The organism is Pseudomonas sp. B35(2017), from assembly GCF_002113645.1.
Classification (GTDB): Bacteria; Pseudomonadota; Gammaproteobacteria; order Pseudomonadales; family Pseudomonadaceae; genus Aquipseudomonas; species Aquipseudomonas ekonensis.
On sequence record NZ_NEIZ01000010.1, the window covers coordinates 115,701 to 131,458 of the forward strand.

Consider the following 15,758-nt stretch of genomic DNA (forward strand, 5'->3'; position numbering starts at 1 on the left):
AAAAACCGTGCACAGTCAAATTTATGGCGCACACATCTGGATTAACTGAGGGTTAATTAACCAAACAGATGGTAAACCTTTGCCGCGTTCTTGGCTTGGTTGATCTGCGTCATCTCGTCGACTATAGCCTGACGCTCCCCCATCGCCACTTCCAGCAGATCCTTGTACACGTGCAGCAGTTGCTCAAGGTTGCTGCGCAACTCTTCCTCGTCCAGCGACGCTTCGCTCAAGACATCTTCCATGCAGGACCGGCAATCGAGGTCCAATTGCCCGATGGCCTCCCAGTTGCGCTCGGCCAGCGCGCTGACGAGCGCCATGCGGGTATCTTCGATTCGCTGCAACACAGGGCTCATGATGGCCTCCTCAGGGCTGCGCACCGGGCGCAGGCGCAATGGCGTCCCAGCCTTCCTTGACGGTGGTCAGCAGGCCTGCCACTTCGTCCAGGATGCGCGGATCGCTGCTGATGTTCGCCTCGGCCAGACGCTTCATCATGTAGATGTAAAGACCGTCCAGGTCGGCCAGCGCCTCGGCGCTGTTCTCAAGGTCCAGGCCTTCGCGCAGGCCGCTGACGATGCCGATCGCCTTGCTGATCGCCGTGCACTTGGCCGGGATGTCCTTGCGCTCGATGGCGCCCTTGGCCTGGGCGATGCGCGACAGGCCGCCTTCCATCAGCATCTGCACCAGACGGTGCGGGCTGGCTTCGGACGTCTGGGCGTGGGAGCCGACCTTCTGGTACTGCCGAAGGGCTAACATCGGATTCATGTTCTACCTCATTTGCCACAATGACTCGTATGGCCAATATATCGCCAGCGAGCCGGGAAACTTTAGACCATAAGACAAAAACCCGGCGCACGCTCAAGTGCGTAGCCGGGTTTTTGTCATTCTTGCGCGTTACTTCGCAGATTGCTGAGCGGTCAGCGACGTGAAGAACGACGTGATGTTGCTCGCCGTGGCTTTCATTTGCCCTACGAGCAAGTCCATGGCGTTGTATTTTGCGGTCAGCGTCTTGGTCAGGGCGGCCACCCGGATATCCAACGCTTTCTGCTGGTCGGAGATGTCCCGGGTATTGTTGTTCAGGATCGCGAGCCGCTGATCCAGCAAGCCCTTGGTCTTACCGTCGGCCGAAGCCTTGAGGTACGGATCCACGGACTTGCTCACCCGCGCCAGCAGACCGTTGGTGTCGTCGGTGCCGGTGAACAATAGCTGCACCTGGCCGGACGCCCCCGGAACCGCCATCGCCTTGTTGAAGGCGGTGGTGTCGAGCTTCAGGTTACCGGTGAGGGGATCGGTATTCACGCCGATTTCCGACAGGAACGAAATCTTGCCGTTGGTCTTCGTGTTGGTGAACTCGGCACGGATGCCGGCGATCAGCGAGCGCGGCAAGGAGTCGCCCGTGAAGGCGGCCTGCACGGTCAGTTTGCCGTCTTCGTCCGGCGTCGCCTTGGACAGGCTGTCGACAGTGCTCTTGAGCGTGTTGTAGGCATCGATGAAGGTCTGGAGCGACGTCTGCAGGCCCTTGGTGTTGTTGTCGACGGTGATCGTGGTCGGCGTCGCGTTGGCGGCCACCAGGTTCAGGGTCATGCCGCTGATCGCACCGGAAACCGTGTTGCTCTTGCTGGTCACCGGCAGACCGTCGATGGTCAGCGACGCATCCTTGGCGAGACCGCCGACAGAGCCCGAGTCACCGGCCGCCGGAGTGGCCGACATGACCTTGGTGCCGTCGATTTCCAGGCCGGCGATGCCGCTGACACTCAGGTCGGAGCCCGCACCGGTCTTGTTCGAGCTGATCACCAGGCGCGAGGCGCCGCTGGCGTCGGTCACGATGTTGGCGGAAATGCCATTGCTGCCCTGGGCCGTGTTGATGGCGTCGCGGGTGCTCTGCAAGGTGGCGTTGGCCGGAATGGTGACATTGTAATCAGTGCCATTCTGACTGATTTTCAGGGTACCACTCGGAATGGCACTGGACGCACCGCCGGCGAAGGCCGCGCTGGCGACTTTCGAACCTGTGGCCAGATTGTTCACGACGACGCTGTAGGAGCCGGACACCGCGGTGTTGTCGGAGGTGACGGTCAGCGTTTCAGGCTTGCTCGACGTGGCCGTGTAACCGGCGAACGCAGGGTTGGTCTTGCTGCCCAGGGTGGCCAGCGTCGACTGGAATGTGGTCAGCGCGCTCTTGAGCGTGCCCACACCCGAAATCTTCAGGGTGTTGTTTTTTGTCTGGGTATCGAGCTGCGTCTGCTTCGCTGCCTTGTCGGCATTGACCAGCGCGGTGACGATCGCACCGATGTCCAGGCCGGAACCCAGGCCGGTACCCGGTAGAATTGGACTTGCCATGTGCATCTCCCTTCAGTTTGCTGCCGGTCTTTTGACCTTTGCCAGCGCCTAAGACACTTCAAACACTATTCATGCCAGTTGTCAGACTTTGGCGTCGAACAACACGTGGCTCGCGTTGGCTAGGCTGTCTGCCAGCTTGAGCGCCTCCGCGGAGGGGATCTGTCGAACGACCTCGCCCGTCTCGCTCGCGATCACCTTGACGATGACCTTCCCGGAGTTCTCGTCGATCGAAAACTCGAGGTTGCGCTTGATCGACTGCACGAACTTCTCGATCTCCTGCACGGCCAGCTTCAACTTGGTCTCCTCGGTTTCACGGGTCTTCTTGTCCGCGACGGGGGTGACTTCAGCCGCCTTGGCAGGCTCGGACGATTTTTCAGCAACGGTATTCGCTGGCTTGGGAGCCGGATAAGACACGTTAAGCTTGACGCTCATGTCCATGTCCATCACCTCCTAACGTGAAAAAGCGAGAGAGCACGACCAGCGCACTCCCCCGCCTAAACTCATTCCGAAATTACTGAAGCAGCTTCAGTACGGCGGAAGGCAGTTGGTTGGCTTGAGCCAGAACGGAGGTCGAAGCCTGCTGCAGAGTCTGCTGCTTGGTCAGGTTAGCAGTTTCCGCGGCGAAGTCGGTGTCTTGTACGCGACCTTGTGCAGCGGTGGTGTTTTCGTTGATGTTCTGCAGGTTCTGGATGGTGCTGGTCAGACGGTTCTGCGAAGCACCCAGGTTTGCACGGGTTGCACCGATGGTGGCGATAGCGGCGTCGATAGCGGTGATCGCGTTGTCGATGTTCTGTGCAGCGCCAGTTACGGTAGCACCGGTCAGAACCACAGTACCGCTGCCTACGGACAGGCTGGCGGCGTCGAACTTGGCGCTCAGCACCAGGTCGATGTGGTTGGCGGAGCCAGTGTTCGCGCCCACTTGCAGGGTCACAGTACCAGCCGAACCGTCCAGCAGGAACTTGCCGTTCAGGTTGGTGGACTGAGCGATACGGGTCAGTTCGTCAGACATCTGAGCGAATTCGGCGTTGGTCGCGGTCTGGTCAGCGGTGCCGTTGGTTCCGTTACGGGCTTTAACAGCCAGTTCACGCATACGCTGCAGGATGTCGGTCGAAGCTTGCAGAGCGCCTTCAGCGGTCTGGGCAACGGAGATACCGTCGTTGGCGTTCTGGATGGCCTGGGTGTTACCGCGGATCTGCGAAGACATGCGGTTGGAGATTTGCAGGCCAGCGGCGTCGTCTTTGGCGCTGTTGATTTTCAGGCCGGAAGACAGGCGCTGCATCGAAGTCGACAGAGCGTCGGAAGCGCGGTTCAGGTTTTTCTGAACGTTCAGCGACGTGGTGTTGGTGTTTACAGTTAAAGCCATGACGAATTCCTCGTTGGTTGGGTACTGCGGCTTCCGGCCCTGGCAACCGCCGGGTATGGCCTAGAGAACCTTCGTAATAGTTATCGTCGGGATCGCAGGTTGCTTGAGGGCTTTTTTCAAAAAATTTGCCATCAACCTGCCACCCCTCAGAAAACAAGGACTTAGCCGTCCTTTACCCACGAAAAAATGACGTCATAAAACCGTCCGCGGCGCAAACCTGCGGGCTAGCGCCTCCGCTGCCGTTCAGCCCGGCAGGTTTTGCAGAAGGTCGACCAGTTCACATTCCATGTAATCGGCCAGCCCCAGCCAATCCTGGCGCTCCTGGCACGCCAGGATGCGCGTCAGCACCTGCATCCACCCCTGCTGGTTTTCTGCCGTTGCGCCGACCATCAACCGCTGCGCTTTCTCGAACACATCGACCATCTCCAGCGCCGCTTCGACATCCCGCCCCAACCGGAACAGCCCGGCACATTGTCGACACTCGTCGACGCACTGCTGCAACGCACTCATTGCACGAACTCCTGGTTGAACCCCGTTCCGGCGATCCTCGCCCCCGCCCGGCTGCTGTTGAGGAATGTCACCTGCGGGTGTCGGGCGATGTAGCGCTCCAGCACGCAGAGGTAGCCGCGGAAGTTGAGCTGGGTCTTGACCCGCTCGCCGTTGCCGTCATGCACCCAGTGCCGCGCCTGGTTGACCGACGGCCCCAGGTCGCCGTCGTCCCAACCGGCGTGGGTCTTGTTCATCGGAAAGGCGAAGTCGGCGCCGAACAGCGTGATGCTTGCCGCGCCCATCTTCACCGCCAGGTCCACGGCGGGATGGATCACGCTGCCACCCACATGCAGCAAGGCCCGCGGGTGCCGCTCGCGCAACTCGGCATAGACCGGGCTGAGCGAGTAGCCGCCGTAGCGCTTGCCCTTCCAGGCCTTCAGCACCTGCGGATCGCTCATCGGCAGGTACACCAGCGCAATGCCGTCGGAGCCTTCGAACGGCAAATGCCGGAAGCTGATGCGCTGATCGATGCTCACCACGAGATCCGGCACGATCCCGTGCTCGCGCAGCGGCCGGTAAGCGGTGTCGACGCAAATGAACAGTGGGCGCTCGACCCGTGCGCGAATCTGCGCCAACTGCTCAAGGTGTCCCTCCAGGGTCGGCCCGGTAGCGATCACATAGACCTCACGGCCGGCGCAGGTGCCGAACAGTTGCGCCACATCGTCGTCCGCCAGCAGCACCGGCAGACAATCCTGCAAGCGCTGGACAATGAACGGCGACTGCGGGTCGAACTCGCGGTTGTTGAAGCTCAGGTGCACCTCGCTGACCAGCCGATCGCGGATCTTCGCGTTGAAGTCGTCGGCCAGCAGCATCTCCGCCGGCAGGGCAAAGAACGGCGTGCAGATGTCGGAGAGATCCCCGGCGTACAACAGTTCCACCCGGGCATCGTCCAGCCAGTGGCGCTGATCGAGCAGTTGCAGCACCAGCGAGAACAGCGCGCCGTTGAGGATGTGCACGTACAGCCGCTCAAGCCCCGGGCGCTCCAGCAGCACCGCCGGCAAGTCCCCCAGGCCCGTGCCGTAGACATGCAGTTGCGCCTTGTCGGCCGGCAGGCTCGCCGCCTGGATCCGGGCCTCGTGCACGCGGTCGTGGCGGCTGGTGAGCTGGATGCCGGCCACGCTCAGTGTCGACCCCAGCCCCTGCGTCAACTCTGCCTGGATCGCTGAGCTGTCCTCGGCCATCAACCGCGCGGACAGCGCCGGCCAACGGCGTTCGATGACCTCGGCGTTATCCCGGAAAAACTCGCTCACTGGCACCTCGCATTTCGTTCAGGCAAAAAAATGGCGTTCAAGGTTAACCCTTGAACGCCATTTTTGTATCCGTTGTTTCCGGCCGGGCTCAGGGACGGTAGATGATCGCCGAACCCCACGACAGCCCGACGCCGAAGCCGCTGAGCGCCACACGCTGCCACGCCGAGTCCAGCGCATGCTTCTCCAGCAGCAGCGGAATGCTCGACGACACGGTGTTGCCGGTCTCGACCATGTCCTTGACGAACTTCTCCGGATCGCCCTCGAAGCGCCGCGCCACGGCATCGACGATGGCCGCGCTGCCCTGGTGGATGCAGAACGCGTCGATGTCGTCGGCCTTGAGGCCCGAATCGTCGAGCAGCTCATGCAGGTGCGCCGGCACCTTGAGCAGCGCGAAGTTGAACACCTGGCGACCGTTCATGAAGAACACGCCGTCGGTGACCTTCAGGTGCGGCGCGCCGGAACCGTCGGTGCCGAACTTGGCCTTGCCCAACGCCCAGGTCGGGTCTTCGCCCATCCAGGTGGCGGTGGCGGCGTCGCCGAACAGCATGGTGGTGTTTCGGTCTTCCGGGTCGACGATCTTGGAGTACGGGTCGGCGGTGATCAGCAGGCCGTTCTTCAGGCCGGCGGCTTCCATGAAGCCCTTGATCGCATAGATGCCGTAGACGTAGCCCGAGCAGCCCAGGGAAATGTCGAACGCCGCGACGTGGGTCGGCAGGCCCAGTTTGTCCTGGACGATGGCCGCGGTGTGCGGCAGGCCTTCTTCGTCGCCGTTCTGGGTGACGACGATCAGGGCGTCGATGGATTCGCGTTTCAGGTCAGGGTTGCCGGCAAACAGCGCATTGGCCGCTTCGACGCACAGGTCGGAGGTTTCCTGTTCTGCGTCCTTGCGCGGCAGGAAGGCCGAACCGATCTTGCCGAGGATGAACTCTTCATCCTTCTCGAATTTTGCACCTTGTGCGTAATTGTCCACGCCGGCTACAGGAACGTAGCTCGCAATGCTTTTTATGCCAATCATTACGGCTTCCCAATAATAAACAGCCCAATACCACCGCTCGCAAGGATTTCGAGGGGCGCCGACAAACAAAAAACGGCCGCCGCAAAGGGCAGCCACGGGGAGCGCAAAGGGCTATCACTGGAACCGAATCACGGGCCAGGCGCCATCTCCCCGGTCAATACAATACAGTGAAGATGCGCGTTATGACTCGCAGGTCACGCTATTTTGCCGAATCGGTGCGGATCAGGTCATTCGACCAAGGACCAGTCCAGCGGCGTGCCGCGTTTGATCGGCTGGCGCGCACGGCGCCCGAGGACGTTTTCGGCGTGCTTGGGCGCCAGGCCCAGGCCGGGACGGATGGCGCGCAGGTTGGCCGCCGTGAAGGGTTCGCCGGCCGCCATGTCGGCGGTGACGTACAGCGAGCGGCGATAGACCAGCGACTTGCGCTCGGCCTCGGTGACGCCGTAATGCACCTGGCCCAGGGCCTGCCAGGCGCGCTCGGTCTCCACCACCAGGCTGGCCAGTTCGGCCGGCTCCAGCGAGAAGCTGGCGTCCACCCCGCCGGCCGAGCGGTCGAGGGTGAAATGCTTCTCCACCACCGTCGCCCCCAGCGCCACGGCGGCGACGGACACGCCGACGCCCATGGAGTGGTCGGACAGCCCCACTTCGCAGCCGAACAGTTCGCGCAGATGGGGAATCGTGCGCACGTTGCTGTTGAGCGGCGTGGCCGGGTAGGTGCTGGTGCACTTGAGCAGCACCAGATCCTTGCAGCCGGCCTCGCGGGCGGCGCGCACGGTCTCGTCCAGCTCGGCGAGGCTGGCCATGCCGGTGGAGATGATCAGCGGCTTGCCGGTGGCCGCCACCCGACGAATCAGCGGCAGGTCGGTGTTCTCGAAACTGGCGATCTTGTAGGCCGGCACATCGAGGCTTTCCAGGAAGTCCACCGCCGTGTCGTCGAACGGCGTCGAGAACGCGAGCATGCCCAGCTCCTTGGCCCGGGCGAAGATCGGCGCATGCCATTCCCACGGGGTATGGGCCTTTTCGTACAGGTCGTACAGCGAGGTGCCGGCCCACAGGCTGCCGGGATCCTTGATGAAGAACTCGCCTTCGGCCAGGTCCAGCGTCATGGTCTGGGCGGTGTAGGTCTGCAGCTTCAAGGCGTGGGCGCCGGCCTTGGCCGCCGCTTCGACGATCTGCAAGGCCACGTCCAGCGACTGGTTATGGTTGCCGCTCATCTCGGCAATGATGAACGGCGGCGCGTCGGCACCGATCAGGCGGTCACCGATCTTGAAACGGCTCATGGGCGGGATTCCTTCAGGACACGGGTGAACGCACAGGCACTCTGGGTGAACCCGGCGTCGCGAAACACATTCAATGAGGCCTGGTTGGCGGGCAGCACCTGGGCGGTGACGGCGGTCAGCTGCGGCCAGTGCGCGGTGACGAACGCTTCGCCCCGTTCCAGCAGCGCCCGCCCCCAGCCGAGGCCGAAACGCCCCTCCAGCAGGTAGATCGACACTTCGGCCTCGAAACCGCGCAAATCATAGCGCAGCACGCCGACCGGGCCGTCGTCGGCCTCGGCGATCAGCAACAGACGCCGGGGATTGCTCAAGCTCGCCGTCAGCCAGTTCAGGTGCTGCGGCCATTCGATCACGCCGGACTCCAGTGACCAGCGCCGCACCGGCTCGGCATTGCGTCCGTCGAACAGCAATTGCGCATCGTCCGTCGTCGCCGGCCGCACCGTAAGCACCGCGCCGGCCAGCGCGGCCGCGACCCGCAGGGCACCGCGCCCGTCCACCAGTGTGCGCGAACGCTCGGCCAGGCTCTGGCGCAGGTAAGGGTTGTTCACCACAAAGCCGACCGCCTGGCGCAGTTGCTCGACGCTGACTTGCTCGCGGGCGCCCATGAACACATGCGCGCCCGCCGCCGCCATCACTTCGCCGTTGGCCTGCTGGTTGTTCGACACCGCGATGCAGATCGTCGGCAGGCCCAGGGCCGCCCGCTCCCAGCTGGTGCCGCCGCCGGCGCCGATGAACAGGTCGGCCTCGGTCATGCGTCGGTGGAAGTCACTGACGAAACTGTGCAGGCGCCAGTTCGGCCGCGTCTCGGCCAATGCCTGCATCTGCGCCCAGGCGGGGTTGTCGGCACCGGCGACGAAGTCCACCTCCAGCTCGGGAAAGTCCGCCAGCGCCAGCATCGCGTGATGGGTCTGCCGGGCCGCATCGAAGCCGCCGAAGTTCACCAGCACACGCTTGGCCACAGGCTTGATGGCGATGGGCGGGCAACTGAATTCCTCGCGCAGCATGGCGTAGCGCGGGCCGAGCAGCGTGCGGCAGTGCGCAGGCAGCAGCGGCCGGTAGTCTTCGTGCAGGCCGGAGAGGTTCTGGTTGAGCAGCAGGTCGACGCTGTAGCGGCGGGTCGCCAGGTCGTCCACCGCCGCGATCCGGGGCGCCCAGCGGCGGGCGGCGGTCTGCCAATGGTGGTCGAGGCCGTAATGGTCGGCGATGATCCAGTCGAACCCGGCCTGGCCTTCCAGCTGCGCGGCCAGCGCGTCGATGTCCGCCTGCCACGGCAGCATCGATTCGATGGCCTGGTGCGGGTCTTCGCCAGGATAGCGTTCCGGTAGCGCGAAGGTCTCGAAGCCCTCGGCCTGCAAAGCCTCCAGCCGATGGCCCGGCAACCGGCGGCAGGCGAACGCCACATGGCTGCCCTGCGCGCGCAGCACCCGGGCCAGCGGCAGGCAGCGGGCGATGTGGCCACTGCCGATGGTCGGCGAGGCGTCGGCGCGGATCAGGACTCTCATGTCAGTTCTCCGCCGGCCTTGAGCGCGGCGTAGAGGTACTCGGCCCGCATCCAGTCTTCCGGGGTGTCGATGTCCTGCACCAGGTGCCGGGGCAGGATCACCGGCAGGCTGGCCGGCGAATACAGCACCTCGCCACGCAGCCAGGCCTCACGGCGGCCCCAATAGAACTGGCCGGCATCCTGAAACGCCTCGGGCAGATCCTGCGAACGGGTGTTGCGAAACTCAGGGTACAACGCCGTCAGGGCGCCCTGCCCGTCGAGGGTCAGCGCGCGCTGCACCGGAAAGCCGAAACCGCACACGGAAAAAGCAAACGACTTGTCCGGATGACGCTCCAGCGCCTCGAACCCTTCGCGCAGATAGCGCGCCTGCAACAGCGGTGCGGTGGCGTACACGCAGCAGGCGTAGTCGAACGCCGGCAGTTGCCGCAACGCGTGCTCGATCACCGCAGCGGTGCCGGTGAAGTCATCGGCCAGGCTCGCCGGGCGCAAGAACGGCACCTGCGCGCCATGGGCTTGTACGACGTCGGCGATCTCTTGATCGTCGGTGCTGACGACGACTTGGTCGAACAGCCCCGATTCGAGCGCCGTGCGGATCGAACGGACGATCATCGGCACGCCGTCGAACGGCTTGAGGTTCTTGCGCGGGATGCGCTTGCTGCCGCCCCGGGCCGGGATGATCGCCACGTTGCTCAAGGGCGTTTTTCCAGCAGGAACCAGGTGATGTCATCCACCGGGAACTGCGGGTCGCGGTGGTAGGCGAAGCCGTAGTCCAGCAGGTGCAGGTCGGCGTAGCGGTCGAGCATTTCGCCGGCGAAGTCACGCTTGAACAGCTTGCCGCTGTTGCCGCGGTAGGGCACCTCCACCGGCGCCGGGTTGTAGTACTCGGCGATCAGGATGTAGCGACGGCTCAGCCGATACAGCTGTTCGTAGGCATTCGCCAGCAATTCGGGCGCCAGATGGATCAGCACGCCCTTGCTCAGGGTCAGGTCGTAGCTGCGCTCGCAGGGGAAGTCGAACAGCGAGCCGTGCCAGATCTGCGCGATGTCCAGCGCCCTCGCCTGCTCGCAGGCGCTGGCGTTGATCTCGACGCCGAACAGCTCGCACCCCGGCAGCAACTGGCGCAATGCCTGCAGGTTGTTGCCGGCGTTGGTGCCCAGCTCCACCAGGCTGTCGATGCGCCCGGCGCGGGCCAGCGCCTTGGCGAACAGCGCCAGGTTGGCCGCCACCAGCGGCTGGCCGACGTTGCGACCAACATACTGGTTGCCGAACTCGCCCTGCCAGAACTTTTCCTGTTCGCTCAAATCACGCATTTCAGATACCCGTCCGCCGCAGCGGCATTCATTCGGTCAGGCGGCGCAACTGCTCGACCACATGATCCTGCTGCGCTTCGGTCAGCAACGGGAACATCGGCAGGCTGATGGCCTCGGTGTAATAGCGCTCGGCCTCGGGGAAATCCCCTTCGGCGAATCCGAGCTCACGGTAATACGGCTGCAGGTGCACCGGAATGTAGTGCAGGTTCGCGCCGATCCCGGCCGCCCGCAAGCCTTCGAACACTTCTCGGTGGCTGCGGCCGATGCGCTCGGTCTGCAGGCGCACCACGTACAGGTGCCAGGCGGATTCAGCTTCGGCCTGGGCACTGGGCAACGTCAGCGGCAGGTACGCCATCAGACGGTCGTAGCGCGCCGCCAGCTCGCGGCGGCGGGCGACGAAGGCGTCCAGCTTGCCCAGTTGCGAGAGCCCCAGGGCGGCCTGCAGATCGGTGATGCGGCAGTTGAAGCCCAGCTCCACCTGCTGGTAGTACCAGGGGCCGTGGCTGGGTTCGGTCATCTGCTGCGGGTCGCGGGTCATGCCGTGGCTGCGCAGGCGTTGCAGGCGCTCGGCCAGTTCCCGACGGTTGGTCAGCACCATGCCGCCCTCGGCGCTGGTGATGATCTTCACCGGGTGGAAGCTGAACACGGTCATGGCGGCGAACTCGCCGCAGCCGACCGGACGCCCGGCGTAGCTCGCCCCCACCGCGTGGGAGGCGTCTTCGATCACGGTGAAGCCGTAGCGCTCGGCCAGCCCGGCGATGCGCCGCATGTCGCAGCTCTGCCCGGAGAACGCCACCGCCACCAGCACCTTGGGCAGCGTGCCGTTGCCTTCGGCCTCATCCAGCTTGGCGGCCAGCACCTCGGCGTCGAGGTTCCAGGTCAGCGGATCGATGTCGACGAAATCGACCTCGGCGCCGCAGTAGCGCCCGCAGTTGGCCGACGCCAGAAAGGTGTTCGGCGTCGTCCACAGGCGGTCGCCCGGCCCCAGCCCCGCCGCGACGCAGGCGATGTGCAGCGCCGCCGTGGCGTTGCTCACCGCCACGGCGAAATCGGCCTGGCAACGCTCGGCCACGGCCTGCTCGAAGCGCTCAATGGTCGGCCCTTGGGTCAGCCAGTCCGAACGCAGCACCTCCACCACCGCATCGATGTCCGCCTGGTCGAGGCTCTGCCGGCCGTACGGGATCATGCCGAGAGCTTCGCGTGCAGGTCGGCGATCTGGCCCACCGACAGGAAGTGCGGGTTGGTGTCGGACCGGTACTCGAAGTCCTCGCCCACCGGCCGGCCGCGCTCGCCGAGCTTGTCCACGGAGAAGTCCACGTCGACGCTGGTGAAGCGGATCGACGGCTGGATCGTGTAGTGGTCGTCGAACTCCAGGGTCATCCGCGCATCGTCCAGCGGCACCATCAGCTCATGCAGCTTTTCCCCCGGACGGATGCCGACATGCTTGTGCGGCAGGTGTTCGGCCATGCCCAGGGCCAGGTCGACGATGCGGATCGACGGGATCTTCGGCACGAACACTTCGCCGCCGTGCATCCGCGCAAAACTGTCGAGGACGAACTGCACGCCGTGGTCGAGGGTGATCCAGAAGCGGGTCATGCGCTCGTCGGTGATCGGCAGCTCCCGGGCGCCCTCGGCGATCAGTTTGCTGAAGAACGGCACCACCGAGCCCCGCGAGCCGGCCACGTTGCCGTAGCGCACCACGGCGAAACGGGTCTGCTGCTCGCCGGCGATGTTGTTGGCGGCGACGAACAGTTTGTCCGACAGCAGCTTGGTCGCGCCGTACAGGTTGATCGGGCTGGCGGCCTTGTCGGTGGACAGCGCCACGACTTTCTTCACACCGTTGTCGATGGCCGCGGCGATGATATTCTCCGCGCCGTTGACGTTGGTGCGGATGCATTCGGTGGGGTTGTACTCCGCCGCCGGCACCTGCTTGAGCGCCGCGGCATGCACCACGTAGTCGATGCCGCGCATGGCCTGGCGCAGGCGGTCGGCGTCGCGCACGTCGCCCAGGAAATAGCGCATGCACGGCGCGTTGAACGTCTGCTGCATTTCGTATTGCTTGAGCTCATCCCGGGAGAACACCACCACCCGCTTGGGCTGGTACTGCTCCAGCAGGCGGCGGATGAACTGGCGGCCGAACGAGCCGGTGCCGCCGGAGATGAAGATCGATTTACCGTTGAACATGTCTTGAGTCCCGTCCCCTGCGCGAAGGCTTAGGCAAGCAGTTGCGCCCAGTCCAGCGAAGCGCTTTCGTTGAGGGTGTAGCCTTTGCCGGTCAGGCTCAGGTTCGCGTTGTAGGCCTGATCCCCGGCGAAGGCCGCGGCCCATTTTTCCCGCAGCGCCTCAAGCGCTTGCGGCGCCTGCGGCAGTTGGCCCGGATGCAGCACCTGCACCGACGGCGTCCACACGGTGAGGTAGCCGGCCTGCCCGGCTTTCAGGCACAGGTCGACGTCGCCGAAGCCGTCGGCGAAGGTGCTGTCGTCCAGACCGTCCAGACCATCGAACAGCGCCTTGCGCACCATCAGGCAGACGCCCGACACCGCCGAATAGCCGTGCTCCACCGAGAGGCGGTACAGGTAACCGTCAGCGTCGTGCTTCTCGCCGATGAAGGCCGAACCGACCCCGCCGTTCAGGCCCAGGATCAGGCCGGCCTGGCTGACCTTGCCGTCGCGGTCGACCAGTTTCGGGCCGACCACGCCGACTTCCGGACGCAGCGCGTGGTTGAGCAGCGAGTCGAGCCAGTTCGGGTTGACCACCTCCGCGTCGGCGGCGAGCAGCACCAGGTACTCACCCTGGGCCTGCCGGCTGGCGGCATTGATCAGCGCCGGTTCGCTCAACGGCTGCTCGGCGCGCAGCACCTGAACCTTCGGATGCTGATAGGCGCCCAGCCAGTCGTTGACCTCGGCCGACTGCTGCGGCGTCGCGGCCACCAGGATCTCGTAATGGTGATAGCGGGTGCGCAGCAGCACGCCTTCCAGGCAGCGCTGCAGGGCGGGCAGGTCGTTGCCGGCCGGCACGATCACCGACACCAGAGGACGCTCAGTGTGGTGGTAGTCGATCTGGTAGATCCCCGGCGTCGAGGACGTGACCTTGGCCTTGTAGCCGCGGGTGCCCAGGTGACGCAGCAGGGCCAGGCGCTCGTGAGGGTTCTCCTCAAGCTTCGGCGCGCGGGCGATCAGCAGCGGCTCGTCGAGGTGGGCCAGGCTGTTGAGGCCGTCCTGTTCGAGGATGCGCAGCAGCAAGTCGAACTCCAGCGCCTTGCTGAAGTCCGCCCGATAGCCGCCGACCGCGACCAGCGCCTCGCGGCGGATCAGCCAGTGGCGCGCCATCATGCCCGGCAGGCTCAGCAGCAAGTCCAGGTTGAAGCCCGGACGGAACACATCCGCCAGCGCGCCGCTGTCCTGACGCTGAATCTCGTCGGTGGACACCGCGCTACAACCGTCGGCGGCCATCAGTTCCAGGCTGGCGCGCAGCAGGCCGCCGGCGGTGAACTCGTCGCCCGCTTCGGCCATCAGCACCCAGTCGCACGGCGACTGGCGGGCGCTCTGGTTAAGCTTCTCGACCAGGTTGCCCGGCGTGACGCGGACAAAGTGCAGGGTGTTCTGCGCCGTGGTGGCGGCCGGCGGCTCACCGGTGGTGAACACGACGATCCGGAACGCCTTGCACTGGCCTTCGAGCAGGCTGTCGAGGGTGACTTGCACCTTGTCGATGTCGTTGTCCAGGTCCAGCAGGAACACGCCGAACTGCGGGCCGCCGCCGTTGACCGCCAGGTGCCCGGCAATCGCTTCGCGTTGCTGCGCATCCGGCTGACGCGCGGCCAGCCACTTGAGCAGCTTGCCGGACTGCATCTTCCCGAACGTCTGACGGTGATCCTCCAGGGTCACAGCCTCCAGGCGCGCGAGCCAGTCGCGGGTCTTCTGCGCTTCTTCGTCTTCGCCCGCCTGCTCCAGCTGCGCCAGCAGGCGCTTGAGCACTTCACGGTTGAAGGCGTTGAGGTCGTGGGCCTGCCACAGACGGTCCAGCACGCTCTCGGCGGTGTCGTTGTTGCGCGCCTGCAGCAGGTGCGCCTGACGGGTCCACACGCCCTCCAGCCCGTTCAGCTGAACGCGGCCGGCCGGCATGGTGTGGAGCATGAATTCGATCTGCTCCAGGCGATCGAAGAAGGCCTGGTTGTAGAACGGCATTTCCACATACTGCAACGGTCCGAACCGACGATCCGGACGCTTGAGCGCCTGGTGCCAGGTGGATTGGAAAATCAGCTCGGCGGTCAGTGCGCGCCCCGATTGCAGGCTGTCGACCATCGCCTCGAAACTCTCCAGGGCGAAGGCCTTGCCCTGCTCGGCGTCCAGTCCCTGGATGCCGGTGGGCAACGATGCCAGGAACTCGGCGAACGCCTCGCGCTCGGCCACCGACTTGGCGTCCATGTACGTCAGCGAGTGGTACACCTCGGTGCTGTGCTCGGAGTTGCCGTAGTTGATTTCGCGCACCACGTAAGGGATCGGCAGGATCCGCGCCTTGGCGCAGGCCAGCATGTAGTACACATGGCCGATCTCCTGCCACTGGAAGCTGGTGCCCGCCGGCATCGCCGCGTGCCAGGACTTCATCAGGTCGGTGCGGGTCACCGCGTAGAACGGCGGGATGTACTGGCTCATGTAATCGATGACGCGGTCCTGGGCCCGCTCGGAGCCGTAGTCCTCGCAGACCTTCTTGTCGCGGCGGTAGTAGCTCACGTCGCCGGCCAGGGTCAGGTACATCAGGCAGTAGCCGTGGCACATGCCGTAGTCGGGATGGTCTTGCAGGAAGCCCACGGACTCGGCCAGCGAATCGTGCAGGATGAAGTCGTCGTCCGCCGCCAGCACGGTGTACGGCGTGGTCACGCGCTCCACGCCATAGGCCAGCTTGGCCTGCATGCCCCAGTAGGCGAACTGCGGCACGTGGTGATAGTCGACGGCGGAAAAGTCGCCTTCGGGCAGTTCCGGACTCGAGTCCAGCACCATGATCCTGCAAGGCAAGGCGCTGTAATACTTCACCGCCCGGCGCAGGAACGCCGGACGATTATGGGTAAACAGCACCACGGTCAACAGCTCATTGAGCACCGGCGCCTGTTCCGAACCGTACTTGCCTTGCATAACCTCTCCCCACTACCGGCGAATCGCCAA

15 protein-coding genes are annotated in these 15,758 nt (G+C 64.6%); all 15 read right to left on the reverse strand.

Features of this window, described 5'->3' with window-relative positions:
* Window positions 1-56: 56 nt before the first annotated feature.
* Window positions 57-353: a flagellar protein FliT gene (locus CAG41_RS17880; protein WP_085577889.1), complete on the reverse strand. Its 297-nt coding sequence runs from the start codon at window positions 351-353 to the stop codon at window positions 57-59.
* A gap of 10 nt (window positions 354-363) precedes the next feature.
* A complete protein-coding gene (fliS, locus tag CAG41_RS17885; protein ID WP_085577817.1) occupies window positions 364-762 on the reverse strand; it encodes a flagellar export chaperone FliS in 399 nt (132 codons plus the stop codon).
* 129 nt (window positions 763-891) lie between these two features.
* Window positions 892-2,334, reverse strand: a complete 1,443-nt coding sequence (gene fliD / locus CAG41_RS17890) for a flagellar filament capping protein FliD (RefSeq protein ID WP_085577890.1) — start codon at window positions 2,332-2,334, stop codon at window positions 892-894.
* 81 nt (window positions 2,335-2,415) lie between these two features.
* Window positions 2,416-2,772 (reverse strand): flagellar protein FlaG, encoded by a 357-nt coding sequence (locus CAG41_RS17895; protein ID WP_085577891.1) that lies wholly within the window; start codon window positions 2,770-2,772, stop codon window positions 2,416-2,418.
* A 73-nt stretch (window positions 2,773-2,845) separates the two neighbouring features.
* Window positions 2,846-3,697, reverse strand: a complete 852-nt coding sequence (locus CAG41_RS17900) for a flagellin domain-containing protein (protein ID WP_085577818.1) — start codon at window positions 3,695-3,697, stop codon at window positions 2,846-2,848.
* 243 nt (window positions 3,698-3,940) lie between these two features.
* Complete coding sequence (locus CAG41_RS17905; protein WP_085577819.1) at window positions 3,941-4,207, reverse strand: hypothetical protein; 267 nt, start codon at window positions 4,205-4,207, stop codon at window positions 3,941-3,943.
* On the reverse strand, window positions 4,204-5,496 hold the full coding sequence (locus CAG41_RS17910; protein ID WP_085707267.1) for a motility associated factor glycosyltransferase family protein: 1,293 nt from the start codon (window positions 5,494-5,496) through the stop codon (window positions 4,204-4,206). The genes CAG41_RS17905 and CAG41_RS17910 overlap by 4 nt, the downstream gene beginning before the upstream one ends.
* Before the next feature lie 88 nt (window positions 5,497-5,584).
* Window positions 5,585-6,511 carry a ketoacyl-ACP synthase III gene (locus CAG41_RS17915; protein ID WP_085707268.1) on the reverse strand — a complete coding sequence of 309 codons (927 nt, stop codon included), beginning with the start codon at window positions 6,509-6,511 and terminating at the stop codon, window positions 5,585-5,587.
* Window positions 6,512-6,738: 227 nt separating this feature from the next.
* Window positions 6,739-7,791, reverse strand: coding sequence for a pseudaminic acid synthase (gene pseI, locus CAG41_RS17920; RefSeq protein ID WP_085577822.1), 1,053 nt, complete (start codon window positions 7,789-7,791; stop codon window positions 6,739-6,741).
* A complete protein-coding gene (gene pseG / locus CAG41_RS17925; RefSeq protein ID WP_085707269.1) occupies window positions 7,788-9,290 on the reverse strand; it encodes a UDP-2,4-diacetamido-2,4,6-trideoxy-beta-L-altropyranose hydrolase in 1,503 nt (500 codons plus the stop codon). Before pseG ends, pseI begins: the two co-directional genes overlap by 4 nt.
* Window positions 9,287-9,982, reverse strand: coding sequence for a pseudaminic acid cytidylyltransferase (gene pseF / locus CAG41_RS17930; protein WP_085631131.1), 696 nt, complete (start codon window positions 9,980-9,982; stop codon window positions 9,287-9,289). Before pseF ends, pseG begins: the two co-directional genes overlap by 4 nt.
* Window positions 9,979-10,599 carry a pseudaminic acid biosynthesis-associated methylase gene (locus CAG41_RS17935; RefSeq protein ID WP_085577825.1) on the reverse strand — a complete coding sequence of 207 codons (621 nt, stop codon included), beginning with the start codon at window positions 10,597-10,599 and terminating at the stop codon, window positions 9,979-9,981. Before CAG41_RS17935 ends, pseF begins: the two co-directional genes overlap by 4 nt.
* Window positions 10,600-10,627: 28 nt before the next feature.
* Entirely contained in the window at window positions 10,628-11,785 is a 1,158-nt protein-coding gene (gene pseC, locus CAG41_RS17940) for a UDP-4-amino-4,6-dideoxy-N-acetyl-beta-L-altrosamine transaminase (protein WP_085707270.1), read from the reverse strand.
* Window positions 11,782-12,783, reverse strand: coding sequence for a UDP-N-acetylglucosamine 4,6-dehydratase (inverting) (pseB, locus tag CAG41_RS17945; RefSeq protein ID WP_085577827.1), 1,002 nt, complete (start codon window positions 12,781-12,783; stop codon window positions 11,782-11,784). The genes pseC and pseB overlap by 4 nt, the downstream gene beginning before the upstream one ends.
* A 29-nt stretch (window positions 12,784-12,812) precedes the next feature.
* Window positions 12,813-15,728 (reverse strand): TIGR00180 family glycosyltransferase, encoded by a 2,916-nt coding sequence (locus CAG41_RS17950; protein ID WP_085707271.1) that lies wholly within the window; start codon window positions 15,726-15,728, stop codon window positions 12,813-12,815.
* Window positions 15,729-15,758: the final 30 nt, after the last annotated feature.